Raw genomic sequence first — 25,391 nt, 5'->3', positions numbered from 1 at the left:
CCATGCTCGATTTCACTTTGCCGCGCGCGCCGGCCTTTGACGCGCTGACCAAACTGGCAAAAGACCGCATTCTTATACTGGACGGTGCCATGGGCACGCAGATCCAGACGCTGGGCTTGGACGAGGATGCCTTTCGCGGTCACGGTGGCCACCAGTGCCGCCATCACAGCGATCACCCTCAAAAGGGCAATAACGACCTGCTGGTGCTGACACAGCCCGACGCGGTGGAGCAGATCCACTATGACTTTGCCATGGCGGGTGCGGATATTGTCGAGACGAACACCTTTTCCTCGACCACCATTGCGCAGGCAGATTATGCGCTGGAACAGGCCGTGTTTGACCTGAACGTGGCCGGGGCACAGGTGGCGCGCCGTGCCATGGATCGTGCGACGGCGACCGACGGCAAGCCCCGTTTCGTGGCGGGGGCTGTGGGACCTACGAACCGCACGGCCTCTATCAGCCCGGACGTGAATGATCCCGGCTACCGCGCGGTGACGTTTGATGATCTTCGCATGGCCTACGGGCAGCAGATCAAAGGGCTGATCGCCGGTGGGTCTGACCTGATCCTGATCGAGACGATCTTTGACACGCTGAACGCCAAAGCCGCAATTTTCGCCTGTTTCGAGGCCTTCGCCGAGCACGGGCAGCAATTGCCGATCATGATTTCGGGAACCATCACCGATGCATCGGGGCGGACCTTGTCCGGTCAGACGCCGACGGCCTTTTGGCATTCGGTGCGCCATGCCCAACCGCTGACGGTGGGCTTGAACTGCGCGCTGGGGGCGGATGCCATGCGCCCGCATCTGTCAGAGCTGGCAGGCGTGGCCGACAGTCTGATCTGCGCCTACCCGAACGCGGGGCTCCCCAATGCGTTCGGCGCCTATGATGAGACCGCCGAAGAGACCGCCGCCAAAGTCGCGGTTTTCGCCCGCGAGGGGTTGGTGAACGTGGTCGGCGGATGCTGCGGCACCACGCCTGACCACATCCGCGCCATCGCCGAACAGGTCGCCCCCTTTGCGCCGCGCCCGATCAAGGAGACATCCTATGTCTGATCATCTGTTGCGTCTTTCGGGGCTGGAGCCCTTTGTCCTGACGTCGGACATCCCCTTTGTAAACGTGGGCGAGCGGACAAATGTCACAGGCTCTGCCAAGTTCCGCAAACTGATCACCAACCGTGACTATGCGACCGCATTGGACGTGGCCCGCGATCAGGTGGAAAACGGTGCCCAGATCATCGACGTGAACATGGACGAGGGGTTGATCGACAGCAAACAGGCGATGATCGATTTCCTCAACCTGATTGCCGCCGAACCTGATATTGCCCGCGTTCCGATCATGATCGACAGCTCCAAATGGGAGGTGATCGAGGCCGGTCTGCAATGCGTGCAGGGCAAGCCTGTGGTCAACTCGATCTCGCTGAAAGAGGGAGAAGAGGCGTTTATCGCGCAGGCCCGCTTGTGTCTGGCCTATGGTGCGGCGGTTGTGGTTATGGCGTTTGACGAAACCGGACAGGCCGACACCTTGCAGCGCAAGATCGACATCTGCCAGCGCGCCTATACGGTGCTGACCCAGAAGGTCGGCTTCCCGCCCGAGGATATCATCTTTGACCCCAACGTCTTTGCCGTGGCGACGGGGATCGAGGAGCACGACAACTACGGCGTCGATTTCATCGAGGCCACGCGCTGGATCCGCCAGAACCTGCCGCATGCGCATGTGTCGGGTGGGGTGTCCAACTTGTCGTTCTCGTTCCGGGGCAACGACACGGTGCGCGAGGCGATGCATGCGGTGTTCCTGTATCACGCCATTCAGGCGGGCATGGATATGGGCATCGTCAATGCGGGCCAGCTTGCGGTTTATGACCAGATCGATGCGGATCTGCGCGAGGCCTGCGAGGATGTGGTTCTGAACCGCGCCCCCGCCAATGGCGGCAATGCAACCGAACACCTGCTGGAGATCGCCGACCGCTACCGTGGCGACAAGCGCGAGGCCAAGGTCCGTGATCTGGCATGGCGCGACTGGTCCGTGGAAAAGCGGCTGGAACATGCGCTGGTCAACGGGATCACTGAATTCGTCGAGGTTGACACCGAAGAGGCGCGGCAGGCGGCGGACAAACCCCTACACGTCATCGAAGGGCCGCTGATGGCGGGGATGAACGTGGTGGGTGATCTGTTCGGCGCGGGTAAGATGTTCCTGCCACAGGTGGTGAAATCCGCCCGCGTGATGAAACAGGCGGTGGCCGTTCTGTTGCCCTACATGGAAGAGGAAAAGCGCCTCAACGGAGGCGACGGGCGCGAAAGCGCGGGCAAGGTCCTGATGGCCACGGTCAAGGGCGATGTGCACGACATTGGCAAGAATATCGTCGGCGTTGTGCTGGCCTGCAACAACTACGAGATCATCGATCTGGGCGTGATGGTTCCGCCGCAAAAGATCCTAGAGGCCGCGCGCGAACATGATGTGGATGTGATCGGCCTGTCCGGTCTGATCACCCCGTCGCTGGATGAAATGGTGCATTTGGCCGCCGAGATGCAGCGAGAGGGCTTTGACATCCCCTTGCTGATTGGCGGGGCCACCACGTCCAAAGTGCACACCGCCGTAAAGGTCGCGCCGGAGTATATCAACGGGCAGGCGGTCTATGTCACCGATGCCAGCCGCGCGGTGGGTGTGGTGTCTGCCCTGCTGAGCGAAGCGCAAAAGCCGGACTATGTCGCCGGTATCCAGAAAGAATATGCAGAGGTGGCGGAGCGTCACGACCGCGCCGAACGGGCCAAGCAAAGGCTACCGCTGTCGGCGGCCCGCGCCAATGCCAAGCAGATCGACTGGACCGGCTACGCGGCACCGACACCGACCTTTACCGGCACGCAGGTGATTGACGATTGGGATCTCGCAGAGATCGCAAAATACATCGACTGGACACCGTTCTTCCAGACGTGGGAGCTCAAGGGCGTCTATCCGCGCATCTTGGAGGATGAAACCGTGGGCGCCGCTGCGCGGTCCTTGTTCGACGACGCGCAGGAGATGTTGGGCAAAATCATCTCGGAGCAGTGGTTCAAACCGCGTGCCGTTTTGGGGCTATGGCCTGCGAACCGGGACGGGGATGACATCCGCCTGTTCACCGACGACAGCCGCGCGGTTCCGCTGGATACCCTGCACACGCTGCGCCAACAGACGTCCAAACGCAAAGACAGCCCCAATCTTGCGCTGGCTGATTTTGTCGCCCCCGAAGGTGTGCGCGATTACGTCGGCGGGTTCGTCGTGACCGCCGGGCCTGAGGAAGATGCGCTTGCCAAATCCTTTGAGGCGGCGGGCGACGATTATTCGTCCATTATGGTCAAGGCGCTGGCCGACCGCTATGCCGAGGCCATGGCCGAGATGCTGCACGAACGGGTTCGGCGCACCCATTGGGGCTATGCCCCGGATGAGGCATTCGCCCCGCAGGAGCTGATCGGCGAGCCCTATGACGGCATCCGCCCCGCGCCGGGCTATCCCGCGCAGCCTGACCACACGGAAAAGCAAACCCTGTTCCGTCTGCTGAATGCCGAGGCGAACACCGGCGTCACCCTGACCGACAGCATGGCCATGTGGCCGGGGGCGTCCGTTTCCGGCCTGTATATCGGCCACCCTGACGCCTACTATTTCGGCGTCGCCAAGGTGGAGCGGGATCAGGTCGAAGATTACGCCGCGCGCAAAGGCATGAGCGTCGAAGAGGTCGAGCGCTGGCTGTCTCCGGTGCTGAACTACCGCCCGGCGGCGGTGGCGACCACCGCCGCCGCATAAGGGCAGACGGGATCACTGCGGCACGGTGATCCCGATTTTGCCGACGTGGGATTTGGTCAAAAAGGCCTCTTGCGCCTTGCGGATGTCGGCGAGCGCGAAGGTTTCGGCCACCACCGGCTTGATCTCGCCGCGTTCGATATAGCCGACCAGATCGCCAAAGACTGTTGCGTCCTGACGGGTGCTGCCAATCAGGGTCAGATCCTTCAGATAAAGGGTGCGCAGGTCCAGCTCGACAATGGGACCCGCAATCGCGCCGGAGGTTACGTAGCGGCCACGGGTTTTCAGCGCCTCCAGAAGTTCGGGCCAGCGGGGGCCGCCGACCAGATCCAGCACCACGTCAAAGGCGCTGTCCGGCAGCGGGTCGTCCCGCGTCAGCGCCGCGTCCGCGCCGAGGTCGCGCAATGTGTCGATCTTCGCCGCGCTGGTGACAACTGTCACATGTGCGCCGCGCCGTTTCGCCAACTGGATCGCGGCAGATCCCACACCGCCCGACGCGCCCGTGATCAGCACGCGTTCGGCGCCAAGGGTCGCGCGTTGGATCATGCCCTCTGCCGTGGAAAAGGCGCAGGGAAAGCTGGCAAGCTCTACATCGCTCAGCCTGCTGTCGACCTTGAGCGCGTGTTCCGACCGGATGGTTGTGTATTGCGCAAACGCCCCGTCCCGTTCAGAGCCAAAGGTCTCCAACGCATGCGGATCGGCATCGCCTGTGGGGTGGTACATCGGCTGAACCATGACCCTCTGCCCTATGCGGGCGGGGTCCACACCTTGGCCCACGGCCACGATCTCACCGCAGCAATCCGCACCTTGGATGCGCGGAAAGCTGAGCGCGCCAGACCATGCGCCATCGGCGTCTCCCGCCCCGTCGTAGCCATCTGTGGCAGCGGAATTGGTGTCGCCCCGCACCGCCTTGGAATACCAGCCGGTGCGCGTGTTGATGTCTGTGTTGTTGACCGCGGCGGCGCGGACACGGATCAGAACTTCGCCCGCAGCGGGCGTCGGCCGCGCCACATCCTCGCGGTATTCCAAACGGTCCAATCCGCCGTGTCCGGTCAGAACAATTGCTTTCATCGTATCGGGCAGCGTCATGTCGGGGTCCTTTGCTTGGCGTGTTTCTGGGTAGGAGATGGGGTAGAGTGAATCTTCTACTTGCGTAGGTAGAGTGATCTCTCTACTGCGTCAAGCATGACCGAAACACAGCAGAAAATCGCAGCAGGGCTCGAGGCGGGCTTTGCCGCCCACGGGTTCGCCACGCCGAACGTTGAAACCCTGCGGGATGCGGCGGGGGTCAGCCTGCGCACCTTGTACAAATATGCGCCGTCGCGGGCGGATATGGTGTTGATGGCGCTCGAACATCGCCACCAACGGTATCTGACGCATCTGTTCGACGCTCTGCCGTCCGACCCTGCCACAGTGCTGGATGCGATGTTGGATCGAGTGGGCGACTGGATGGAGGCCGAGACCACCCATGGCTGTCTGTTTCATTCCGCTGTTGCGGCAGATCCCGGCAATAGCGCCCTGCGGGCTTTGCTCGACCGGCACAAGGCGGAGGTCTCGCTTAAGGCGGTCGCTGTGACCGGGGCCGAGGGGCGCGGCATCGACCTGTTGTTGCTGATGGAGGGCGTGATGCAGACGTGGCCGCTGCACGGGCGTGCTTCCGTCACGGCTGCCAAGCGTTTGGGTCGAGGTTTGCGAGCAGAAAATCCATGAAACAGCGCACTTTGGGCGTCAGCACGTTGGATCTCGGGTAGATCAACCACAGCACGGACGCGTCATCGAGCTGCCAGTCCGGTAGAACGTGCACCAGACGGCCCGCAGCCAGATCATGTGCCACGCTCCAACGCGAGTTGATCGACACGCCCGCGCCTGCCAGCGTGGCAATGCGCTGCGACGTGCCATCGTCAAGGATGACGCGGCATTTCGTCTGCCTCGGGTCTAGGGTCACGCGCGCCCCGTCGGAATTAACCAGATCGCGCGGTGCTGCACTGGCCCAGGACAACAGGTGATGCTCGGTCAGCTCTTCGGGGCGGGAAGGCTGGCCGTGCTGCGCGAGGTAGTCGGGCGAGGCACACAAGATGCGGGTGTCATCGGCCAGCTTGCGCCCGCGCAGGCTGCTGTCCTTCAGTGGGGCATTGCGCAGGGCCAGATCATAGCTGCCTTCGATCAGGTCAAACCGTGTGTCGGACAGCCGCAAATCCAGCGTAATTTGCGGATATTGCGCGTGAAAATCCGGCAAGAGCGGCATGATGTGCAACTGGGCAAAGCTGCTTGGCGCGGCAAAGCGCAACGTCCCTGACGGCAGGGCGGCATTCAGACCCAGCGCTGCGCGGGCGGCCTCGGACTGGGCAAGGATTTCGCGCGCGTAAGGCAGAAACGCAGCGCCCTCTTCGGACAGGGACACCTTGCGCGTGGTGCGGTGCAGTAGCTCGGCCCCCAGTTCGTGTTCCAGCTTGGCCAGTCTGGCGCTGGCCATCGCAGGGGCGAGCCCGAGACTGCGGCCCGCCGCCGAAATATTCAGCCGCTCTGCGGCGGCCACAAATAGCCGCAGGTTGTCCGTGTCCATGCCGGCCCCACTATATCGGAATTCCGAATTCTAAAACCGTATATGCGCCGTTTTTCTTCAAAACCAAAGGGGTATGTTTGGCGCAAGGCAATCGAAGGATCACAGCAATGAAGGCAATTGGCTACACTCAGGCGGGACCGGTGGACGGTGAAGGCGCTTTGGTCGCGTTCGAGGCAACGCGCCCCGATCTGGGTCCGCAGGATGTTTTGGTCGCGGTCAAGGGGGTGTCGGTCAATCCGGTCGATACAAAGCTGCGCGCGGTCCGTGCGCCTGCAGGCGGTCACGGCATTTTGGGCTTTTAATGCCGCTGGTGTCGTGGTGGAGCTTGGCGCGGAGGTGACGGATTATGCCATCGGTGACGAGGTGTTCTATGCCGGGGATGTGACCCGCGCCGGATCGAATGCAGAGTTTCAGGCGGTCGACGCGCGTATCGTAGGCCGCAAACCGAGCAGCCTCGATTTTGTCGATGCCGCCGCTGTGCCGCTGACCGCCATCACGGCATGGGAGATGCTGTTCGACAGCTTCCGTCTGCAAGAAGGCACCGGCGCGGGCAATGCGCTGCTGGTTATCGGTGGCGCGGGCGGCGTGGGGTCCATCCTGATCCAGCTCGCCAAACAGCTGACCGATCTGACGGTCATCGCCACCGCCTCGCGGCCGGAAACGCAGGATTGGGTGCGCAAGATGGGTGCCGATCACGTGGTGGATCACCGTGGCGATATTTCAGCACAGCTGCGCGATCTGGCCATTGCGCCGGACTATGTCGCGGCCCTGACAGCTACGGACCAGCATTGGGCGGCCATCGTCGAGCTGATCGCGCCGCGCGGGCATATCGCGTTGATCGACGATCCGCAGGGGCTGGATATTTCGATCGCCAAGCCAAAGGCGCTGACCATGTCGTGGGAATTCATGTTCACACGGTCGATGTTCGAAACAGCGGATATCACCGCACAGCGTGACCTGCTGAACCGCGTGGCCGAAATACTGGACCGTGGTGTTCTGCAATCCACCGTGACCGAACGGGCGGAGGTTTTGACACCGGAAACCCTGACTGCCGCACACCAGCGTCAGGAAAGCGGACGCCTGATCGGCAAGCAGGTTCTGCCGGGCTTGTCGGCCTGAAGGTCGAAAGGGGAAACCATCATGCGCGGCGATCAACGCACGAGCTTCCCGCAGTTGAACCGGGGCTACAATGCGACGTTTAAACCGTTCAGGCTCAGCCTTGGGCTGGTGTTGCCGGTCGCGCGCTATGACAACAGCAGTCGCCCTGACATGGCGGGCCATCTGGAACGTGTCAAACTGGCCGAGGATCTGGGCTTTGGCGCGGTATGGCTGCGCGATGTGCCCTTTGACGTGCCAAGCTTTGGCGATGCGGGGCAGCTGTATGACCTACCCGCGTCCCGGTGAAAGCCTGGCCCCCCGCGTTTTGGAAGACTGGCGGCAACGATTGATGCAGGCGGGGGAACCCGACAAACCGGTGTTGCAGCCGCTGTATATCGACTTGTCGGACAATCCCGACGCAGGCTCCGAGCCGATACATTTGGGCGTGCGCACGGGGCGGCGTTGGCTGAAAACATATCTGGCCCTTCTCGAAGAGATCGGGGTGAACCACGTGGCGCTGAACCTTCGGTTTAATCAGCGTTCTATCGAAGAGGCATTGAAATCGCTGGCAAAAGATATCTTGCCTGCCTTCAGCTAAAAGGGCATTCCCATGACCAAGACGATCCTTATCACCGGTGCGACGGACGGGCTGGGGCGGGCGACTGCACAGAAACTGGCCGCTGATGGTCATCGCGTCATCATCCACGGGCGCAACGCGCAAAAACTGCAGGACACGGCGGCCGCCATCGGTGCCGCAGGTCAGGTGCGGGCGGATCTGTCGGACCTGACAGCCGTGGCACGTATGGCCGAACAGATCATGGTCGATCACCCCCGCATCGACGTTTTGATCAACAACGCGGGCGTGTTCAAAACCCAGAACCTGCGGACCGCCGAGGGTCACGATGTTCGTTTTGTGGTGAATACTCTGGCGGACGTGCTGCTGACGCGGCGGCTGATGCCGGTCATGTCGGCGGATGCGCGCGTGATCCATCTGTCGTCGGCGGCACAGTCGCCTGTGAATCTGAAGGCGTTGCAAGGGCGCGCGCCGCTACAGGATATGCCCGCCTATGCCCAAAGCAAGCTGGCCATCACACTCTGGAGCCAGCATTTCGCGGACACCTCCCCTGATGCGCCGGCGCAGATTGCCGTCAATCCCGGCTCGCTTCTTGCGACGCGGATGGTGCGCGAGGGCTTCGGCACCTCTGGCAATGACCTTAACATCGGGGTCGATATTCTGATGCGGGCCGCGCTGTCGGATGAGTTTGCGCAGGCGTCCGGGCGTTACTTCGACAATGACGCAGGCCGGTTCGGAAATCGCTACCGCGAGGCCATGGCCGCTGAAGTGGCAGAGGTCATCGACGCGATGGTTGACGCGGTATGACAAATCTTGCGCGGGCCAGTCGGGCTGGCCCTCGTAGGCGACAGGATTACACGTCCAACTCTTCGACGAAGCGCGCGTTTTCCTGAATGTACTGAAAGCGCAGCTCGGGCTTTTTGCCCATCAGCCGTTCCACAAGATCACCGGTTTCGCCCGGTTCGTCCTCGTCGATGGTGACGCGGATCAGGGTACGGGTGGCGGGGTCCATTGTGGTTTCTTTAAGATCCTTGGCGTCCATCTCGCCCAGACCCTTAAAGCGCTGCACGTCGATTTTACCCTTGCCGCCCAGACCTTTGGCCATGGCGGCCTCCTTGGCGGCATCGTCGGGCACATACAGGCGCTTGGCCCCTTGGGTCAGACGGTACAGCGGCGGGCAAGCCAGATACAGGTGGCCGCCATCAATCAGCGGGCGCATTTGGGTAAAGAAAAATGTCATCAACAGCGACGCGATATGGGCGCCGTCGACGTCCGCGTCGGTCATGATGATGATTTTTTCATAACGCAGGTCATCAAGGTTGAACTTGGTGCCCAGCTGCACGCCCAAGGCCTCGCACAGGTCGCGGATCTCGGCGTTGGAGCTGAGTTTATTGGACGCCGCCCCCAGTACGTTCAGGATCTTACCCTTGAGCGGCAGCAGCGCTTGCGTTTCGCGGAAACGCGCGCCTTTCGCGGAGCCACCGGCCGAGTCGCCCTCGACGATGAACAGCTCGGTCCCCTCGCGGGATTTGGCGGTACAGTCCGTCAGTTTGCCGGGCAGGCGCAGCTTTTTGGTGGCCGATTTGCGCGCGGTTTCCTTTTCCTGACGGCGGCGCAGGCGTTCCTCGGCGCGCAGGATCAGAAAGTCGAGGATCGCCCCGGCGGATTTCGTGTCCGACGCCAGCCAGTTGTCAAAGTGGTCACGCACGGCGTTTTCGACCAGTCTTTGCGCCTCGACCGTGGCGAGGCGGTCCTTGGTCTGGCCGACAAACTCGGGCTCGCGGATAAAACACGACACCAGTGCACAGCCGCCCGTGATCAGGTCGTCGCGGTTGATCTGCGCGGCCTTTTTGTTGTTCACCAATTCACCATAGGCGCGCACGCCTTTGAGGATCGCGGCCCAAAAACCGGCTTCGTGTGTGCCGCCCTCGGGGGTGGGGACGGTGTTACAGTAGGACTGGATGAAGCCGTCACGCGACGGGGTCCAGTTGATCGCCCATTCGACTTTGCCCGGTGTGTTGAACCGTTCCTTGAAGTCCACGACACCGGCAAACGGGCGGTCGGCATAGGTGGTGGATTTGCCCAGCGTCTCTGTCAGGTAATCCGCCAGACCACCGGGAAAGTGGAATGTCGCCTCTGTCGGGGTTTCCTTGTCGTCGATTTCGGACTTCCAACGGATTTCGACGCCGGAGAACAGATAGGCCTTGGAGCGGACCATTTTGAACAGGCGCGCGGGTTTGAACCGGTGCGAGCCAAAGATCTGTTCATCCGCGTGAAAGGTCACCGCAGTGCCGCGCCGGTTCGGGGCGGCACCGATCTGTTCCACCGGTCCTTGCGGAATGCCGCGGGAAAACCGCTGTTCGTACAGTTCCTTATTCTTGGCCACTTGCACGACCATAATGTCCGACAGCGCGTTTACCACGGATGCGCCAACACCGTGCAGACCGCCGGAGGTCTCATAGGCATCGCCAGAGAATTTACCGCCCGCATGCAGGGTGCACAGGATCACCTCCAGCGCGGATTTGTCGGGGAATTTCGGGTGCGGATCAATCGGGATGCCGCGCCCGTTGTCGCGGATTTCGACCGAGTAGTCCGCATATAGCGTGATTTCGATCCGGTTGGCGTGGCCTGCGACGGCCTCGTCCATAGAGTTGTCGAGGATCTCTGCCACCATGTGGTGCAGCGCGCGTTCATCGGTGCCACCGATATACATCCCGGGGCGCTTGCGCACCGGTTCCAGCCCTTCGAGCACCTCGATCGAGGAGGCGTCATAAGAAGGCTCGTTGGCGGGCTGGAGAAGGTCGTCGGCCATAGGGTGTCCTGCGCGTGTGCTCGGTTTGTTCTGATGCTTGGCGGTCAGTATGGCAGAAGCCAAAGGTGGGGACAACGGATTGCGCGGGTTGTCCACAACAGATGTGGCCCCGCAATCTAAAGCTGCTTTTTCCTCGGGCGGCTTAGCGGTCGCGCAGCAGTTCCACAGCTTTCGCCGGAATGTCGCTGGCCGTTAGATCCAGCGCGGCCCGCGTCTGCCAACCTGCGCCGATCTCGGGGAAATACGCGTCGGCCCCGTCCACGGCCGTGTCCACATGGGTCAGCAAAAGCCGGTCGGCCAAGGGCAACATTGCCTCGTAGATGCCTTGGCCGCCAATGCCGTAGAGGCGGAAATACCCTTCGGCCCGTGCCAGCGCTATGGCGTCATCAATCGAGCCTACGACATGTTCATGCAGGCTTGGATCGCGTGAGACGACAATGTTCAGCCGGTTTTTCAGCGGCTTGAAGGGGAGCGATTCCCACGTCTTGCGCCCCATGATAATCGCACCACCAAGGGTTTCGCGTTTGAACAGCGCAAGGTCCTCTGGGATGTGCCACGGAATGTCCCCGTCCTTGCCGATGGCGCGGTTGCGGTCGTGGGCGGCGATAAGCGTGATCATGGTGCTGGGCCTTTAAACTGCCACATCGGCTTTGATCGGGGGATGGGGGTCATAGCCCTCGACCGAGAAATCCTCGAACCTGTAGTCATCAATGCTCGCCGCCTTGCGGGTCAGCGACATCTTCGGGAAGGGGCGCGGGTCCCGGGACATCTGCAGCCGGGCTTGGTCGAAATGGTTGCTGTACAAATGGGTGTCGCCGCCCACCCAGACCAGTTCGCCCGGCGTCAGATCCGCCTGCTGGGCCAGCATCAACTGTAGTGCTGCGGCGCCGGTGAAATTGAACGGCGCCCCCAGCAGAAGATCGACAGAGCGTTGAAACAACAGGCAGTTCAGCCGCCCGTCCGATGTGACGTGATACTGATAAACCATATGGCAGGGCGGCAGCGCCATATCCCCCAGTTCCGGCACGTTCCAGCCGTGAAACAGCATCCGGCGGCTGGCCGGTGTTTCGCGTAGCGTCTTGACCAGCGTTGCGATTTGGTCGTGCTCGCGGCCATCGGCCCCTTGCCAGCGCCGCCACTGTTTGCCGTAAACAGGTCCCAGATCCCCCCACCGCGCGGCAAAAGCGTCGTCTTCAACGATCCTCTGTTCAAAGGCGTCCTGACTTATGTCCTCGCCGGTGGCGCGGCGATATTTGTCCAGCGGCCAGTCCGACCAGATCCGCACGTTTTCGCGCAAAAGGGGCTGGATGTTCGTGTTGCCGGTCAGGAACCACAGCATCTCTTTGACCGCTGGTTTCCAGTAGACGCGTTTCGTTGTCAGGATCGGGGCGTGGCCGTCAGACAGATCAAACCGCAGCATCGCGCCGAAAATTGACTTGGTGCCGACGCCTGTGCGGTCCATGCGGGCGTCGCCCTTTGTCAGGACCTGTTCCATCAGGTCGAGATACTGGTATTCGGCGTGACGCATGTCCGGCTCCGCTGGCGGTGTGTTGGTCCCCAGAGGGGGTCGCACAGGGTGTACCGCGCTGACGGCTGAATGCAAATAGGCCGAGCCAAGGCAGTTTCTGGGGCAAATGTGTCGCACATCGGGCCACAATCTGCACGCTCAATTGACTTTTCCAGCTTTGCGCAACATCGTGTTTGCAAAATAATAGGCAAGACCTGAGGCAGTCATCATGAAACGTATTTTCGCAGCGCTCGCGCTGACGGGCGCGCTTGGCGCGTGTGCGTCCAGCAGTGGCGGTTCTGACAGCGATGGCGCGGATGTTCTGCGCAGCACGGATACCGTGGGCATCGGCGAATGTGATCAGCCTTTGGTGTCCGAAGACACCGGCTGTGAGGATGACGCCGACGATGGCACGACGGACACGGACGAAACCGTCGATCCAAACCAGTACAATGGCAACGTCAGCAACATCGGCTTTGACACCGCCACCGGCGAGGTGGTGATCGACGGTCTGCCGTTTGACGGCGACAACAGCTATACCCGCAACGCATTTGCCTCGGACAGCAGCGCGCTGGCCACCAACAGCAGTTTTGACGCCTATACCGCTTCGAACGGGTCGACGACCTATTACGCTCTGTTTCGCCGCAGCGAGTCCGGCTACGCGCAGGTCGGCGCGTCGGCGACGGACCGCTATATTACCTTTGGGCCGACAGGGGCAGGCGCGCAGCGACTGGCAGGTGATGGGGCGCTGCCGTCATCGCAGAACTCCTATCAATTCAACGGTGAATACGCGGCGGTCCGCACCATCGTCGATGACGCTGCCGATACGGTGGTGCAATATGTGTCAGGGACCATACGGCTAGACGTTGACACTGACGACTTCGACGGGCGCGGAGAGGTCAGTGGTGTCGTTCAGGACCGCGTCTTCTATGACACCAACGGCAATACGCTCTTTACGACTGACACGTCCGTCGGCGGACGGGATCAGGAATATATCTCGCTGACAGATGGGGCGATCGATTTCGACGATTGGACGATCAGCAGCGCGTCGGGCAGCGCGGCGATTGTGGCCAATGGCGCATTGTCCGATCCGGGCGCGACAGGTGTGCCTGCAGATGCCGAAGGCAGCCGCCAGATCACGTCGGGCGATTGGTCCGGTGTTTTTGCAGGCCCGAACGGCGAGGAAGTCGCCGGTGTTCTTTTGGTTGAAGGGCAGGGCGCGGTCGGCATCGATGAGAGCACCGGCCAGACGATCATCCTGACCGCAGACAACATCCAAGAAGTCGGCACCTTTGTGGCGCGTCGCTAAGCACGGATGGGCCGCAGCCTATGCGCTAGGCTGTGCCTGTTTGGCGGGGGCCATCGGTTTGGCTGCAGGATCCGCAACGGCCGAAGAGGTCCGGCTCAGCCTGTCCGAGGCGCGCGCGGCGTCGGTCACGGCGCTTCAATCCGGTAGGCCCGAGCATGCGCTGACCTTTGCCAAGGGCGTTTTGCTGGGCGCGCCGGATGATACAACCGCATTGTTTGTGCGCGCGCAGGCCTTGAACGCCTTGGGTCAGCCGGATGCCGCCATAGATACCGCGCAGGCGCTGTGGAGCGTCTCGGACGATGCGACTGAACGCTATTTTGCCGCGCGGCTGATGGGGCGTTTGCGCAGCGAGGTGGGGCAGGGCACGGCGGCCCAGCTTTGGTTGCGCCGCGCCGCACAGCTTGCCCCCGAGGACGGGCTAAGGGCCGAGGCGGTTCAGGATTTCCGCGATGCGCGGGCCAAGACGCCATGGCGGTTTGCCATTGATGCCTATGCCGCACCTTCGGACAATCTGAACAATGCGCCAACCGAGGTTCAGGAAGTCGCGACGGGCTATGTGCGTGTCACAGCGCCGGTCTCGGGGTTGCGTTACGGGGCTTCCGTGGGGGCGCGCCGGACGGTGCAGATTGACCCTGTGTCGCGGTTGCAAATCGGCCTTCTGGCGATGGCCTCCGACGCAGACCCGTCGGACAGCGGGAGTAAGGTGGATGGCGCGGAAAACCTTGATTTTCGTCGCCACGCTGCAGGCTTGACCTTTGGCCTTGATCGAAGGTCGCGGAATGCCGACAGGCTGTACCGCGCCCAAATCGGCGTCTATCGGCATTGGCACGCGGCCGAGTTGCTGGCTGATGTAACTCGGCTGGATCTGGGTCTGGAGCAAGCCTTGGGCGACGCCACGCTGGGTCTGGGCATTGGCGCCGAGGCCGTGCGCCGGCATGATAGCGCGACGGGGGATGCAGACCGCAGGGACGCGGCGGTGTCGTTGGGCCATGGCTTTGGTCCCGGCCAATTGGCTCTGCGTCTGAGCGTGGGCGAAACGTTGTCTGCGGCGTCCAGTGTGGGCCGGCGCGATGGTCGCCTGTCGCTCAGCTATGGCCTGCGGCGGCCCGTTGTTGGTGTGCTGCCAAAACTGACGCTTGCCTATGGTGTCTACAACTACGACGATCCTTGGGGCGGCACGCCTGACGGGCCTGCGCGCAAGGATCGCGCGCGCAGGGTCGATCTGGACCTTCTGTTGCCGCAATTCGATTATTACGGTTTTGCGCCTGAAATCGGGGTTTCCTTCGAGGACCGAAGCTCCAATTATAACCTCTACGAGAGCCGCACCACCGATGTGCGGATCGGAGTGAAATCGATTTTCTGACCGTGGGCCTGTCCCCGGTCGCGGGAGGCGCCTTATGGGCATCAAATATCTGCACACCATGGTCCGTGTGAAGGATCTGGATAAATCCATCGAATTTTACAAACTTCTGGGTTTGGTCGAGCGCAATCGCAAGGAAAGCGAGCAGGGGCGGTTCACGCTGGTGTTCCTGTGCCCGCCGGATCAGGCGGATGGCCACCACGATGTCGAGCTGACCTACAACTGGGATGGTGACGACGCCCTGCCGTCGGATTCGCGCCATTTCGGCCACCTCGCCTACACCGTGCCCGACATCTACGAGATGTGCCAAAAGCTGCAGGATGCGGGCGTTGTGATCAACCGTCCGCCGCGCGATGGGCATATGGCCTTTGTCCGCTCGCCCGACAACGTGTCGGTGGAACTGCTGCAAGAGGGGGAGGCGCTGGCTCCGCAAGAACCCTGGGCCAGCATGGAAAACACAGGCCATTGGTAAGGGCAGCCGCCTGTCTGGCGGCGATGCTGCTGCCCGGTTCCGCGCAGGCGTGTAAGCTTGCGCTGATACTGGCGTTGGACGTGTCGTCGTCGGTGGACGGTCTGGAATATGCGCTTCAGCGTGATGGCTTGGCCGCCGCGCTGGAGTCGCCTGATGTGGTCGAGGCCATCACGCAAGACGGCCCAATCGCGCTGGCCATTTACGAATGGAGCGGCCGCAATCAATCGGTGATTGTTCAGGATTGGACCATGCTGGAGGATCGCGCTGGCGTGGCGCAGGTCGCCACCCATTTGCGGCAGCAAGAGCGCAGCTACCGCAGGTTTCCGACGGCTTTGGGCTATGCGCTGGGGTTCGGGGCAGGTCTGTTCCAGGCGGCCCCGCAATGCGAGCGCAAGGTCATCGATGTTTCCGGCGACGGTATGACCAACGATGGGTTCGGCCCGCAACATGCCTATCGTCATTTCCCCTTTGACGGGGTGACAGTGAACGGGCTGGTGGTGCTGGGGGCGGACCCGTCGGTCCTTGAGTATTATGAGATGGAAGTCATTCGCGGCCCAGGCGCGTTTGTGGAAATCGCCTACGGCTTTGAAGAGTTCGAGGACACGATGGCCCGAAAGCTGTATCGTGAAATCCGCGCGCAGGTCATCGGGCAGCTGTCACCCTAAGCCGTGCAGTCACTTCGCAAATGTCTGGAAAGAGGCCCCGTGTTGCGGTGCAACCATTGGCCTGTAAAGTAGGGAAGCCCGGCCATTCTGGCCTATGCGCAACCAATGGCGCGGGGCTTAGTAGATGTAACGGATCTGATCCGTCCAGTAGCGTTCCACGCGGCGCAGCGCGCCGGTGATGTCGTCGATGCCGTCAGAGGACAGGACGTTGCGCCCCTGAAGCCCCTCTGCGTGGCGACCAAACAGATCGGTCACGATATCGCGGATCTCGCGTCCGCGCTGGGTCAGACGCACGCGCACCGACCGTCGGTCGATTTCGCAGCGCTGATGGTGCATATAGCCCATCTCGACCAGTTTTTTCAGGTTATAGCTGACGTTCGACCCCTGATAGTAGCCGCGCGTCTTAAGCTCACCTGCCGTGACCTCGTTGTCGCCGATGTTGAACAGCAGCAGGGCCTGCACCGCATTCACATCGATGATGCCCAGCCGTTCAAATTCATCCTTGATCACATCCAGCAAAAGACGGTGGAGCCGTTCCACCAAGCTGAGCGCGTCGAGATAATTGGCCATGAAGCTCTGGTCCGAGCTTTGGTTCATGGCTGAATGTATGCTCATATCCGTTTCTCCGCCTGTTACGATGGGCGGAAGCTTTCGCGGATAAAGCCGAACATAGGGTTAAACCACGCTGAAACCCGCGAAAATTGGATATACTTTCGCTAGAAACTTGCCGAAACCTTATGGCAAAGCGCGCGCGATCAACCGTTGGCGGCGACCGATGTGATGTCTGCAACCAGCGGCGCGTGCTGTTCGGGCGCGGCTGTCTGCCCGGAAATCCACTGGTACAGATCCTGGTCGTTCTCGTCCAAGAGCGCCTCGTAGGCGTCGAGCCCTGCGTCATCCATGGCGGCAAGACGTGCCTCGGCATAGCGGATCAGGATGATGTCCATCTCTTTGGTGCCGCGGCGCATGGACCGCATGTTCAGACGTTTCAGACGGATGTCGCGGGGCTCGGTCTGGCTCACAGTTGGCCTTCCTCTTTCAGTTTCGCGCGCAGGCGCTTTTCGATCTGGGCCATCTTGTCGGCCTTTTGCACGATCTGGGCGCGCAGGGTGCGCAGTTCAAGGAACAGCGCGCTGACATCGGCGGATAAGGCGCCGTCTTCGGGCGCGGTGACCCCTTCGCCTTCGCCATTGATCAGCCACATCATCGACACGTTCAGAATGCCCGCAAGCATCTGCAGCCGGTTGGCGCGCGGCTCGGCCAGATCATTCTCCCACGTCTGGACGGTCTTGACCTTCAGGCCCAGCCGTTTGGCAAGGGCCTCCTGCGTCATGCCTTGTGCGTCGCGCGCAGCAGCCAGCCTGTCGCCTAATGTTGCGACTTCGGCGCTGTACCAGTCGGTCGTATCGTTTGCCATTCGTCTCTCTCCCTTGCGTTGCCGCTTGAACGGGGTTGGGGTGAAGCCTAAGACAGGCCGTGCCGGAACACAAACCGATGGAGATCCCATGCCCTTCTTGTCCGATACACTCGCGGCCGTAAAGCCAAGCCCCACCGTGGCGGTGACGCAATTGGCCCGAGAGCTGCAGGCCAAGGGGCGCGATATCATCAGTCTGGGTGCCGGTGAGCCCGACTTTGACACGCCTGACAACATCAAGGCTGCGGCGATTGCGGCAATCGAGGCGGGGAAAACGAAATACACTCCCCCCGATGGCATCCCCGAGCTGAAGCAGGCGATTTGCGACAAATTCGCCCGCGAGAACGGGCTGAGCTATCAGCCTTCACAGATCAGTGTCAGCACCGGCGGCAAACAGGTGTTGTACAACGCGTTGATGGCAACACTGAACCCGGGCGACGAGGTGATCATTCCCGCGCCCTATTGGGTCAGCTACCCCGATATCGTGCGGCTGGGGCAGGGGACGCCGGTCATCGTCGAAGGCGAAGAGGCGCGCGGGTTCAAAATCACCCCAGAGGCGTTGGAGGCCGCGATCACCCCCGCGACCAAGTGGTTTATCTTCAACTCGCCCTCGAACCCGACAGGTGCCGGCTACACCGAGGCTGAGCTGAAGGCGTTGACCGACGTGCTGCTGCGTCATGACCACGTCTGGATCATGTCCGATGATATGTACGAACACCTTGCGTTTGACGGGTTCCGCTTTGTCACGCCCGCGCAGGTGGAGCCGCGTCTGTACGACCGGACCCTGACGGTGAATGGCGTGTCCAAGGCCTATGCCATGACCGGCTGGCGCATCGGCTACGCCGGTGGCCCCGAGCATCTGATCGCCGCCATGCGCAAGATCCAGGGCCAGTCCACCACAAACCCGTCGTCGATCAGCCAATGGGCTGCGGTCGAGGCGCTCAATGGCCCACAGGACTACCTGTCCGAACGCTGTGCGGCCTTTTCTGCACGCCGTGATTTGGTGGTGGCGGGGCTGAATGCCTGCCCCGGCATCACTTGCGCGGTGCCCGAGGGGGCATTCTACGTCTACCCATCGGTGGCGGGCTGTATCGGTGCGGTGTCTTCCGGCGGCAAAATCATCGCCACGGACGAGGATTTCTGCACCGCGCTGCTGGAAGAGCAGGGCGTGGCGGTTGTCTTTGGCGCGGCCTTTGGCCTGTCCCCCTATTTCCGCGTCAGCTACGCTGAAAGCGAAGCGGTGCTGGCCGAGGCCTGCGCCCGTATCAAAACATTCTGCGAGGGGCTGCACCATGGCTGATTTGCCCAGCTACTACTTCCGCGTCCGCGAAAACGGCGCTTTGGTTTTTCGGGTCGATACGGAAAACCGTCAGCGCCGGATCGAGATGGAACAGATCGCCATCGTCAATCTCAACCGCAATGAGATCAAGCCGCAGGGGGACGAGACGCTCAGCGATACGGATCTGGCAGAGATCCGGCGCTGGATGGGGCAGCGCAAGGCGTTGTTGGCGATGCGTGACATCGACGACATCCATCGCGCGGTGGACTATCTCAACACCACCACGCAATGGGTGCAGTCCAAGGCCACGGACGATCAGTTGGAAGAGATCACAGATGATCTTTTGCTGGCGATGCACGATTTGCGCAGTGTTCTGGTGCGCAAAAAGGCAGATCGGGTCATGAAATCCTGACCTCACGCCGCGTTGCGGCAATTTATCGGAACGGCTTGGGGCCTGGCCGGTTGGTATTACAACCGCAACAGGAGCCAACCCCATGCCGACCCCCTCTGACACAGAGGGCGATACCAAGACTGTCCCCGATCGCCCGCGATTCTTCCCCCTGTCCCCCGCTGCCATCCGCGCCTTGCGCGCCGGGGATACGTAGGCGAGCCGGAAACAATCGTCAGATTGGCCCGTATTCGGAAACAATTCTCGCGATCTCCGCTGGAAAGACAGTTAAAATTTGACTTGCCCACAGGGGGTGGTAGCCTCCAGAGCGATTTCTGCGATTATTCGTAACCAGTCACCATGGGGGACAACATGAGACTTTTTTCCGCGGCTGTGACCGCATTTGCGCTCTCGGGCAGCGCGGCCTTTGCATGGGGCGACATGTACATGGGCGACGCCACCAACAATCCCAATTCCAATGCGCTGATGCACGCCTATGATGCGCCGAACTACTGCCCCGCAGGCTTGCAGCCGGTGATGATGGGCGGCGTGGTTTGCTGTGGCACCCCGAATGCAGGCGCGTATGTGAATCGCCCCGGCAAGGTTCACAAGAAAGTCGTGCACCGAGCGGCCACACCGGCCCCCCGCGCCTACGCTCCGGTGGGTGAAAAGGGCGTTGTTTACCGCTGATTGGTTGCGAATAGGGGCCGGTTTTGCGACAAACCGGCATCAACCCTTGGCAATTGCCGTCAGGCCGCGTATAGGCGCGGCCTGATTTCTTTATGTCGTCTGGAGGCAGGCCCATGCAAGGCAGCGCGAATCTCAACATCATGATGAAGGCGGCGCGCAAGGCGGGGCGGTCGCTGGTCAAGGACTTCCGCGAGGTGGAAAACCTGCAGGTCTCCGTCAAGGGCGCAGGCGATTTCGTCAGCCGCGCCGATCTGGCCTCCGAGGCGATCCTCAAAGAAGAGCTGATGGGCGCGCGGCCGACCTACGGCTGGCTGGGTGAGGAAACCGGCGAGATCGCGGGTGAGGACCCGACCCGCCGCTGGATTGTCGATCCGCTGGATGGCACGACCAACTTCCTGCACGGTCTGCCGCATTGGGCGATCTCCATCGCTCTGGAACACAAGGGCCAGATCGTGTCCGGCGTGGTCTATGACGCTGCCAAGGACGAGATGTTCTACGCCGAGCGCGGTTCGGGCGCGTGGCTGAACGACAGCAAACGCCTGCGGGTGTCCGGCCGTCGCCGCATGTTCGAGGCGCTTTTTGCCACCGGCGTGCCGTTTGGTGCGAAACGCACCTTGCCCGCCACGCTGAAGGATCTGGCCAAGCTGATGCCGGAATGCGCCGGTGTGCGCCGTATGGGGGCCGCGTCGCTTGATTTGGCGTATGTGGCCGCAGGGCGTTACGACGGCTACTGGGAGCGTGAGCTGGGCCTGTATGACTTTGCCGCGGGCTACCTGATCGCCAAAGAGGCCGGCGCCATTGTCGAAGGTGTCCGCGAGGATCAGGACCCCTTCGAGACCAACACCATCCTTGCGGCCAACAATGATATCTTCTCGAGCTTTGCCAAGGTGCTGCGTTCGGAATAAGTACTTTGCGCACGGCGCGGTGGCTCACGTAGGGCGGGGATCTTCCCCGCCCTTTTACGTGTCCGACGGGTGATTGACCCCGTCGTTCCAATGCACCGGTTCAAAGGCCTTCGGCTCCATCCCGTCGATGCAATACAGGTTCACGCCGAATTCGTTCGGGTTCGACCGGCGGCGGTGGTACATGTAGATGCCGCAAGTCTTGCAGAAATAATGCCGCGCCGTATGGGTGCCCCAGGTGTATTCGCTGAGATGGTCCGCCCCCTTGATCACGCGCACCCCGTCCAGCGGGGCTGACACCACCGCTGCGGGGCGGCGCCTACAGTAAGAACAATCGCATTTGCGCGGCGCATTGGGCCCATCGATCAGACGCACCTCCAGCGCGACGGCCCCGCAATGGCAGGTGGCCGTCAGCGGGGTACTGGGCAGGTCTGACATGCCAAGCGCTCCTTTAAGTTGCACTGACAAAGCTAAACCCGTCGTGTGACTTCTGCGCAAGCTTTTTCCAGTCTCTGTGAAGCTGCGGCGCGGCGACGCATGGTTGGAAAAATGTCCGGTAATGGGACTGAATAGCCCCGTGTATTGTGGACGCCTTCTACGCCAACTTTGAGGCAAGGAGACCATGATGGGCACAGGGAATTTCACAGGCGATTTCAAGCGAGATGCGGTCGCGCAAATTACTGGGCGAGGCTATCGGGTGAAGGAAGTGTCAGACCGGTTGGGTGTCAGCACGCATTCTCTGTATGCGTGGATGCGCAAGTTTGCGAAGGCAGTGTCAGGCGACACCGAGAAGGACGCCGAGATCCGCAGGCTGAAGCGCGCGCTGCTGCGTGTGACGTCGCTGCGGCAGACAGTGTCTGGGTGACAGACATCACCTCTATCCGGACCCATGAAGGCTTCGCCTATCTGGCTGTTGTCATCGACCTTTATTCCAGAAGGGACGTAGGTTGGTCGATGCACAGCAGGCAGACCACCGATGTGGTTCTGCAAGCTCTCTTGATGGCGATCTGGCGTCGAAAGCCCCGCGATAAGGTCCTGATCCACTCGGATCAGGGCAGCCAGTTCACCAGTAAGGGTTGGGCTGCGTTCCTACGCGCCCACAAACCGGAACATTCGATGAGCAGGCGAGGGAACTGCCATGATACTGCCGTTGCAGAGAGCCTCTTCAACCTGCTCAAGCGCGAGCGGATCCGGCGGCGGACATACCGCACACGTGCAGAAGCAAGGCAGGATGTGTTCGACTGCATCGAAATGTTCTACAATCCGAAACGCACCGCATCTTGCCGGAATGCGTCCGTCCGTTTCAGTCCCATAGTCAGTCTCCATTGTTGCAGTAAATGCTGTCAAAGGAGGGGCATCAAACCGCGACAGGTCCATCAGCGAGGGCTAATTCATGCAAGCGCCTTTTGAGAACCGATAATGATCTCGAAAAAAGCGTGTCGTAAGGAGATTGCTCCTTGTGAGCGTTATCGTCCTGTATCGACACGTTTTTAGATGTCCGCCGGTTGCAGGCTGCATTGCAGCGGCGCGGTGCCATATGAATTATCTGGAAAGGGCCAAAGGGTCCCGGAATGGCCGTCGGATATTGGCGCTAAGCGCCAATATCTGGGGCAACGTTCATCTGAGATGAATTCCACGTTATGGATCAGATGCAACGCTTACGGTCGATCAATCGACCTTAAATATCCTCGACCGGCAACAAACCTTCGTCTTGGGCTGCAATCATCTCGTCTTCGGTCACGATTTTACTGTCGTCGGTATCGACAAGTTCGAAAAAGTCCAACAGGCTCATCTGCCGATAGAGACGCTCGGATACGTATTCCTCGACCTCTTCGCGCGTAACGACACCATCCGCGTCAAGATCGCTGCCGTCAAACGCGTAAGGCGGGTCAACTTCTGCAAGCTCGTCTGCATTGAGTTCACCATCGGCGTCACTGTCGTATTTGTCGAAATACGCAACCATGCCGACCTGACGCTCCGGACCCATCGCCACGAAATTCTCCATTTCGGCATAGGTCACCTGACCGTCCCGATTTGCGTCGGACGCGCTGAGCGGGCCGTAGGGGCCGGGAACGCGTGGGCCATCGGCCAATGCATCCGATTGAGCGGGAGGCGTTTGCTGCGCGGCCGCGCCTGACGCAACGCCGGCGCTTAGCGCAAACATCAGGCCGTATAGGGCGCCTTTCAAGGGAGAAATCGACATAAGGAGCTTCCTGTGATTGGTCGTTTCATTCGACATATAACGAACGAACCACCGTCTGGTTTCCGTCGCTATACCGCTGAACTGTCTGACAGCGATGGTTCGCCGAAGATGCGCCATATCCCTTAAAGGCTCAGCACCGGACCCGAGCGGTCAACCTCGAGAGACGTCAGCCGAAGACATCTTCAGGAACGGGGGGTCACCACAGCACTTTCAGCGGTTGGGAAGGAGCCCTTCCTAAAATTCAAATCTACCATTGCGTGGCCAATGCCACCCATATGCCAGCGAACATCAATGTTCCGCCGATATTCACCCATTGGTGCCAAACGGCATACCGGTAAGGCATAGATTTTCGTGCGTAAAACACCGTTCCAATGGCATAGGCGGCGGCCCCCGCCAAAACGCACCATAAGGTCGCAATAGGGAAATCCGTGTAGTCCGGCAGGGCACATAACCCCATTCCGCCCAACCCAAGGTAGGATGCGGTTGACCATCGTGACTTTACAGTTTCATTCGTGATTTTGTTCCAGGCAGCCAAGGCTGTCAGACCCCAACAAATCCACAGTAAGGCCATCGTCCATGAAGTGCCTGCCAATACGAACAGGGGTGTAAAAGTGCCCGTAATACTGGGGTAGATCGCGGCATGATCAATGCGCCGCAATAGTTTGCGTCGGTTATGCCACGTGGAAAAGTGATAGGCGACAGATGCCAAATTGGACGCCAGTGCGCAAAGCACGTAAATCACGACCGCCAAAGCCAATGTGGGGTCAAGGTTGAGCACGGATTTGTAGACAAGCACTCCGCCAGCCGTAAGGATTGCCAAAAGTCCAATGGCGTGGACGGCAAGGTCGGCACGGCGGTGCGATAGCACGGGGCTTGGATATGTCTGTTCCGTCATCTTTTTCCGGCCAAAAGTTTTTCCGGCGCTACATCCAGGTAAACGGAATGTCCATTCGCGCGAACCCGCAAATGGCGGCGCTGTGACAGATAACCGCTCCTTTGCTTTTGCCGACATCCGACTGCGCAGCCATGCGGCACGACGCATTGAATAGGCGCTGTTAGGGAACAACGCCACAGCCAAGCCAGTTATGATCCTGGGCCAGATAGGGCCGATCCGTGAATGTAAAAAGGAAGAGCCCACGCTATGCCTAAACGCAACCCTGTTTCGACACTCGTTTTTGACGTCAACGAAACACTGCTGGACATCGCCACGCTTGAGCCTTTGTTCCAGCGTCTGTTTGGCAATGCGAACGTGCTGCGGGAATGGTTTGCCGAACTGATCTTGTATTCGCAGACGATCACGCTGTCCGGCCTTTATACGCCCTTTGGTGATCTGGCCGGAGGCGTGCTGCGCATGGTGGCCGAGAACAGGCGCGTTGCCGTGAGTGAAGACGACGTGGCCGAGCTGAAATCGCTCATCGGCTCCATGCCGGCGCATCCGGAAGTGAAGCCCGCGCTAACCCGTCTGCGCGAAGCTGGCTTCAAACTCGTCACGCTCACCAATTCCGCACCATCACCGTCACCCACGCCGCTGGAAAAGGCCGGGATCGCGTCGCTCTTTGACGGTCATTTCAGCGTCGCCGATGTGGGCAAGTTCAAACCCCACCGGGCGACCTACCAATTTGTGGCGGACAAAATGGACGTCGGTACATCGGATATGTGCATGGTCGCCTGCCACATCTGGGACATCATCGGTGCCCAAGCCGCCGGGTGTCAGGGTGCCTTCATCGTCCGACCGCACAACAGCGTGCTGAACATCCCGGAAGTGCCAAAGCCTGACTTTTCCTCAGCTGAGCTCGTTGACCTTGCAGACCAGATTATCTCAGCAAATTTCTCAGCCAGCTAAATGGGAACAATCCCATCTCGCCACTTACGCTGCTTTATCGCTGAGGTGACGAGAAGCATTCGCTATGGATCAGCGCGACCGTTCTGGGTCATGCGGCAGATCCCCCCGCTGGTACTGCGAGATAAGAGATATACGCAATGGTTGCGCCACTCAACACGACGGATGCAATAGATATTACGAGGTCGGATGTGGTCATGCGCTATCTTGGCACAACTGCAGGGAATTGGCACAGGTCGCTTTCTGCCTGTTAATTGTCACAAAGAACTGATGGGGTGGATTCCCCCTTCCAACGGCATCGCCATGTATCAAGGTGATCACACGTGAGGGCCAATTCCGATCGTTTGCTGCACGTCCGAACGAACGCTTGCTTCAACCAGCGCGCGGACATTCATCCGGGCTCATGCTGCCGAACCGTAGTGATGAACAGGCATGGGCGTATTTTGTTGAAAAGCTCGTGCTTGATCGAAGGGCCGTCGGCTGCTTCAATTCCTGAAGAGATTGGGAGGATCGGCGATGATGGGACCGCGGCAGGAGGCGCAAC

Annotated in this window: 28 protein-coding genes and 1 pseudogene; 18 read left to right on the top strand and 11 right to left on the bottom strand. The window is 60.7% G+C overall.

Going from position 1 to position 25,391, the window contains the following annotated elements; all coding sequences use genetic code 11:
- Positions 1 to 2 precede the first annotated feature (2 nt).
- Both ACN5AZ_RS16840 and metH read left to right on the top strand, forming a co-directional pair.
- On the top strand, positions 3 to 1,052 hold the full coding sequence (locus ACN5AZ_RS16840; RefSeq protein ID WP_419430070.1) for a homocysteine S-methyltransferase family protein: 1,050 nt from the start codon (positions 3 to 5) through the stop codon (positions 1,050 to 1,052).
- Positions 1,045 to 3,774, top strand: coding sequence for a methionine synthase (gene metH / locus ACN5AZ_RS16835; protein ID WP_419430069.1), 2,730 nt, complete (start codon positions 1,045 to 1,047; stop codon positions 3,772 to 3,774). The genes ACN5AZ_RS16840 and metH overlap by 8 nt, the downstream gene beginning before the upstream one ends.
- A gap of 12 nt (positions 3,775 to 3,786) precedes the next feature.
- On the opposite strand, the gene ACN5AZ_RS16830 is transcribed toward metH, so the two are convergent.
- Positions 3,787 to 4,860, bottom strand: coding sequence for an alcohol dehydrogenase family protein (locus ACN5AZ_RS16830; protein WP_419430068.1), 1,074 nt, complete (start codon positions 4,858 to 4,860; stop codon positions 3,787 to 3,789).
- Between the two features lie 96 nt (positions 4,861 to 4,956).
- Between ACN5AZ_RS16830 and ACN5AZ_RS16825 the strand changes: the two genes are divergently transcribed.
- Positions 4,957 to 5,481: a TetR/AcrR family transcriptional regulator gene (locus tag ACN5AZ_RS16825; protein ID WP_419430067.1), complete on the top strand. Its 525-nt coding sequence runs from the start codon at positions 4,957 to 4,959 to the stop codon at positions 5,479 to 5,481.
- Here ACN5AZ_RS16825 and ACN5AZ_RS16820 read toward each other — a convergent pair.
- The gene (locus ACN5AZ_RS16820; protein WP_419430066.1) at positions 5,432 to 6,334 is read right to left on the bottom strand and encodes a LysR substrate-binding domain-containing protein; all 903 of its coding nucleotides are present in this window, start codon (positions 6,332 to 6,334) and stop codon (positions 5,432 to 5,434) included. The genes ACN5AZ_RS16825 and ACN5AZ_RS16820 overlap by 50 nt on opposite strands.
- A 107-nt stretch (positions 6,335 to 6,441) precedes the next feature.
- On the opposite strand from ACN5AZ_RS16820, the gene ACN5AZ_RS16815 reads away from it, so the two are divergent.
- Genes ACN5AZ_RS16815 through ACN5AZ_RS16795 form a run of 5 tightly spaced genes read left to right on the top strand, consistent with a single transcriptional unit; the run spans position 6,442 to position 8,813 of the window.
- On the top strand, positions 6,442 to 6,636 hold the full coding sequence (locus tag ACN5AZ_RS16815) for a hypothetical protein (RefSeq protein ID WP_419430065.1): 195 nt from the start codon (positions 6,442 to 6,444) through the stop codon (positions 6,634 to 6,636).
- Positions 6,599 to 7,453, top strand: a complete 855-nt coding sequence (locus ACN5AZ_RS16810) for a zinc-binding alcohol dehydrogenase family protein (RefSeq protein WP_419430064.1) — start codon at positions 6,599 to 6,601, stop codon at positions 7,451 to 7,453. The genes ACN5AZ_RS16815 and ACN5AZ_RS16810 overlap by 38 nt, the downstream gene beginning before the upstream one ends.
- 21 nt (positions 7,454 to 7,474) lie before the next feature.
- Complete coding sequence (locus ACN5AZ_RS16805; RefSeq protein WP_419430063.1) at positions 7,475 to 7,738, top strand: hypothetical protein; 264 nt, start codon at positions 7,475 to 7,477, stop codon at positions 7,736 to 7,738.
- The gene (locus ACN5AZ_RS16800) at positions 7,716 to 8,030 is read left to right on the top strand and encodes a hypothetical protein (RefSeq protein ID WP_419430062.1); all 315 of its coding nucleotides are present in this window, start codon (positions 7,716 to 7,718) and stop codon (positions 8,028 to 8,030) included. The genes ACN5AZ_RS16805 and ACN5AZ_RS16800 overlap by 23 nt, the downstream gene beginning before the upstream one ends.
- 12 nt (positions 8,031 to 8,042) lie before the next feature.
- The gene (locus ACN5AZ_RS16795) at positions 8,043 to 8,813 is read left to right on the top strand and encodes an SDR family NAD(P)-dependent oxidoreductase (RefSeq protein ID WP_419430061.1); all 771 of its coding nucleotides are present in this window, start codon (positions 8,043 to 8,045) and stop codon (positions 8,811 to 8,813) included.
- Positions 8,814 to 8,859: 46 nt separating this feature from the next.
- Here ACN5AZ_RS16795 and parE read toward each other — a convergent pair whose 3' ends face one another.
- The 3 genes from parE to ACN5AZ_RS16780 form a co-directional block, all read right to left on the bottom strand.
- Positions 8,860 to 10,818: a DNA topoisomerase IV subunit B gene (gene parE, locus ACN5AZ_RS16790; protein WP_419430060.1), complete on the bottom strand. Its 1,959-nt coding sequence runs from the start codon at positions 10,816 to 10,818 to the stop codon at positions 8,860 to 8,862.
- Between the two features lie 142 nt (positions 10,819 to 10,960).
- Positions 10,961 to 11,437, bottom strand: a complete 477-nt coding sequence (locus ACN5AZ_RS16785) for a dihydrofolate reductase (protein ID WP_419430059.1) — start codon at positions 11,435 to 11,437, stop codon at positions 10,961 to 10,963.
- Between the two features lie 12 nt (positions 11,438 to 11,449).
- The gene (locus ACN5AZ_RS16780) at positions 11,450 to 12,346 is read right to left on the bottom strand and encodes a thymidylate synthase (RefSeq protein WP_419430058.1); all 897 of its coding nucleotides are present in this window, start codon (positions 12,344 to 12,346) and stop codon (positions 11,450 to 11,452) included.
- Positions 12,347 to 12,554: 208 nt separating this feature from the next.
- Here ACN5AZ_RS16780 and ACN5AZ_RS16775 point away from each other — a divergent pair, with 208 nt between their 5' ends.
- From ACN5AZ_RS16775 to ACN5AZ_RS16760, 4 genes are read left to right on the top strand one after another with little or no spacing between them, the layout of a single operon-like run.
- Positions 12,555 to 13,634 carry a hypothetical protein gene (locus ACN5AZ_RS16775; protein WP_419430057.1) on the top strand — a complete coding sequence of 360 codons (1,080 nt, stop codon included), beginning with the start codon at positions 12,555 to 12,557 and terminating at the stop codon, positions 13,632 to 13,634.
- On the top strand, positions 13,618 to 14,997 hold the full coding sequence (locus ACN5AZ_RS16770) for a hypothetical protein (RefSeq protein ID WP_419430056.1): 1,380 nt from the start codon (positions 13,618 to 13,620) through the stop codon (positions 14,995 to 14,997). Before ACN5AZ_RS16775 ends, ACN5AZ_RS16770 begins: the two co-directional genes overlap by 17 nt.
- A gap of 34 nt (positions 14,998 to 15,031) precedes the next feature.
- Positions 15,032 to 15,466: a VOC family protein gene (locus ACN5AZ_RS16765; protein WP_419430055.1), complete on the top strand. Its 435-nt coding sequence runs from the start codon at positions 15,032 to 15,034 to the stop codon at positions 15,464 to 15,466.
- A gap of 23 nt (positions 15,467 to 15,489) precedes the next feature.
- Positions 15,490 to 16,131 carry a DUF1194 domain-containing protein gene (locus ACN5AZ_RS16760; protein WP_419430054.1) on the top strand — a complete coding sequence of 214 codons (642 nt, stop codon included), beginning with the start codon at positions 15,490 to 15,492 and terminating at the stop codon, positions 16,129 to 16,131.
- A gap of 117 nt (positions 16,132 to 16,248) precedes the next feature.
- On the opposite strand, the gene ACN5AZ_RS16755 is transcribed toward ACN5AZ_RS16760, so the two are convergent.
- The 3 genes from ACN5AZ_RS16755 to ACN5AZ_RS16745 form a co-directional block, all read right to left on the bottom strand.
- Positions 16,249 to 16,746, bottom strand: coding sequence for a MarR family winged helix-turn-helix transcriptional regulator (locus ACN5AZ_RS16755; protein WP_419430053.1), 498 nt, complete (start codon positions 16,744 to 16,746; stop codon positions 16,249 to 16,251).
- 140 nt (positions 16,747 to 16,886) lie between these two features.
- Positions 16,887 to 17,108, bottom strand: coding sequence for a succinate dehydrogenase assembly factor 2 (locus tag ACN5AZ_RS16750; RefSeq protein WP_419430099.1), 222 nt, complete (start codon positions 17,106 to 17,108; stop codon positions 16,887 to 16,889).
- A gap of 41 nt (positions 17,109 to 17,149) precedes the next feature.
- Positions 17,150 to 17,548 carry a helix-turn-helix domain-containing protein gene (locus ACN5AZ_RS16745; RefSeq protein ID WP_419430052.1) on the bottom strand — a complete coding sequence of 133 codons (399 nt, stop codon included), beginning with the start codon at positions 17,546 to 17,548 and terminating at the stop codon, positions 17,150 to 17,152.
- An 88-nt stretch (positions 17,549 to 17,636) separates the two neighbouring features.
- On the opposite strand from ACN5AZ_RS16745, the gene ACN5AZ_RS16740 reads away from it, so the two are divergent.
- The 4 genes from ACN5AZ_RS16740 to ACN5AZ_RS16725 all read left to right on the top strand — a co-directional run bounded on the left by ACN5AZ_RS16740 (position 17,637) and on the right by ACN5AZ_RS16725 (position 20,807).
- The gene (locus tag ACN5AZ_RS16740; RefSeq protein WP_419430051.1) at positions 17,637 to 18,845 is read left to right on the top strand and encodes a pyridoxal phosphate-dependent aminotransferase; all 1,209 of its coding nucleotides are present in this window, start codon (positions 17,637 to 17,639) and stop codon (positions 18,843 to 18,845) included.
- A complete protein-coding gene (locus ACN5AZ_RS16735) occupies positions 18,838 to 19,236 on the top strand; it encodes a hypothetical protein (RefSeq protein WP_419430050.1) in 399 nt (132 codons plus the stop codon). Before ACN5AZ_RS16740 ends, ACN5AZ_RS16735 begins: the two co-directional genes overlap by 8 nt.
- 348 nt (positions 19,237 to 19,584) lie before the next feature.
- The gene (locus ACN5AZ_RS16730; protein ID WP_419430049.1) at positions 19,585 to 19,902 is read left to right on the top strand and encodes a hypothetical protein; all 318 of its coding nucleotides are present in this window, start codon (positions 19,585 to 19,587) and stop codon (positions 19,900 to 19,902) included.
- A gap of 113 nt (positions 19,903 to 20,015) precedes the next feature.
- Positions 20,016 to 20,807: an inositol monophosphatase family protein gene (locus ACN5AZ_RS16725; RefSeq protein WP_419430048.1), complete on the top strand. Its 792-nt coding sequence runs from the start codon at positions 20,016 to 20,018 to the stop codon at positions 20,805 to 20,807.
- Positions 20,808 to 20,861: 54 nt separating this feature from the next.
- On the opposite strand, the gene ACN5AZ_RS16720 is transcribed toward ACN5AZ_RS16725, so the two are convergent.
- Positions 20,862 to 21,242 (bottom strand): GFA family protein, encoded by a 381-nt coding sequence (locus tag ACN5AZ_RS16720; RefSeq protein ID WP_419430047.1) that lies wholly within the window; start codon positions 21,240 to 21,242, stop codon positions 20,862 to 20,864.
- Positions 21,243 to 21,429: 187 nt separating this feature from the next.
- Here ACN5AZ_RS16720 and ACN5AZ_RS16715 point away from each other — a divergent pair.
- Positions 21,430 to 22,214 (top strand): annotated as a pseudogene (locus ACN5AZ_RS16715) (IS3 family transposase).
- 268 nt (positions 22,215 to 22,482) lie between these two features.
- Here ACN5AZ_RS16715 and ACN5AZ_RS16710 read toward each other — a convergent pair.
- Positions 22,483 to 23,007 carry an EF-hand domain-containing protein gene (locus tag ACN5AZ_RS16710; RefSeq protein ID WP_419430046.1) on the bottom strand — a complete coding sequence of 175 codons (525 nt, stop codon included), beginning with the start codon at positions 23,005 to 23,007 and terminating at the stop codon, positions 22,483 to 22,485.
- A gap of 247 nt (positions 23,008 to 23,254) precedes the next feature.
- The gene (trhA, locus tag ACN5AZ_RS16705; RefSeq protein ID WP_419430098.1) at positions 23,255 to 24,079 is read right to left on the bottom strand and encodes a PAQR family membrane homeostasis protein TrhA; all 825 of its coding nucleotides are present in this window, start codon (positions 24,077 to 24,079) and stop codon (positions 23,255 to 23,257) included.
- 69 nt (positions 24,080 to 24,148) lie between these two features.
- Between trhA and ACN5AZ_RS16700 the strand changes: the two genes are divergently transcribed.
- Entirely contained in the window at positions 24,149 to 24,850 is a 702-nt protein-coding gene (locus ACN5AZ_RS16700) for a haloacid dehalogenase type II (protein WP_419430045.1), read from the top strand.
- Positions 24,851 to 25,391 lie beyond the last annotated feature (541 nt).

Source organism: Sagittula sp. SSi028, assembly GCF_048553715.1.
GTDB lineage: Bacteria > Pseudomonadota > Alphaproteobacteria > Rhodobacterales > Rhodobacteraceae > Sagittula.
The sequence above is the reverse complement of the archived record's forward strand: the minus strand, read 5'-3'. Positions and strand labels throughout refer to the sequence as shown.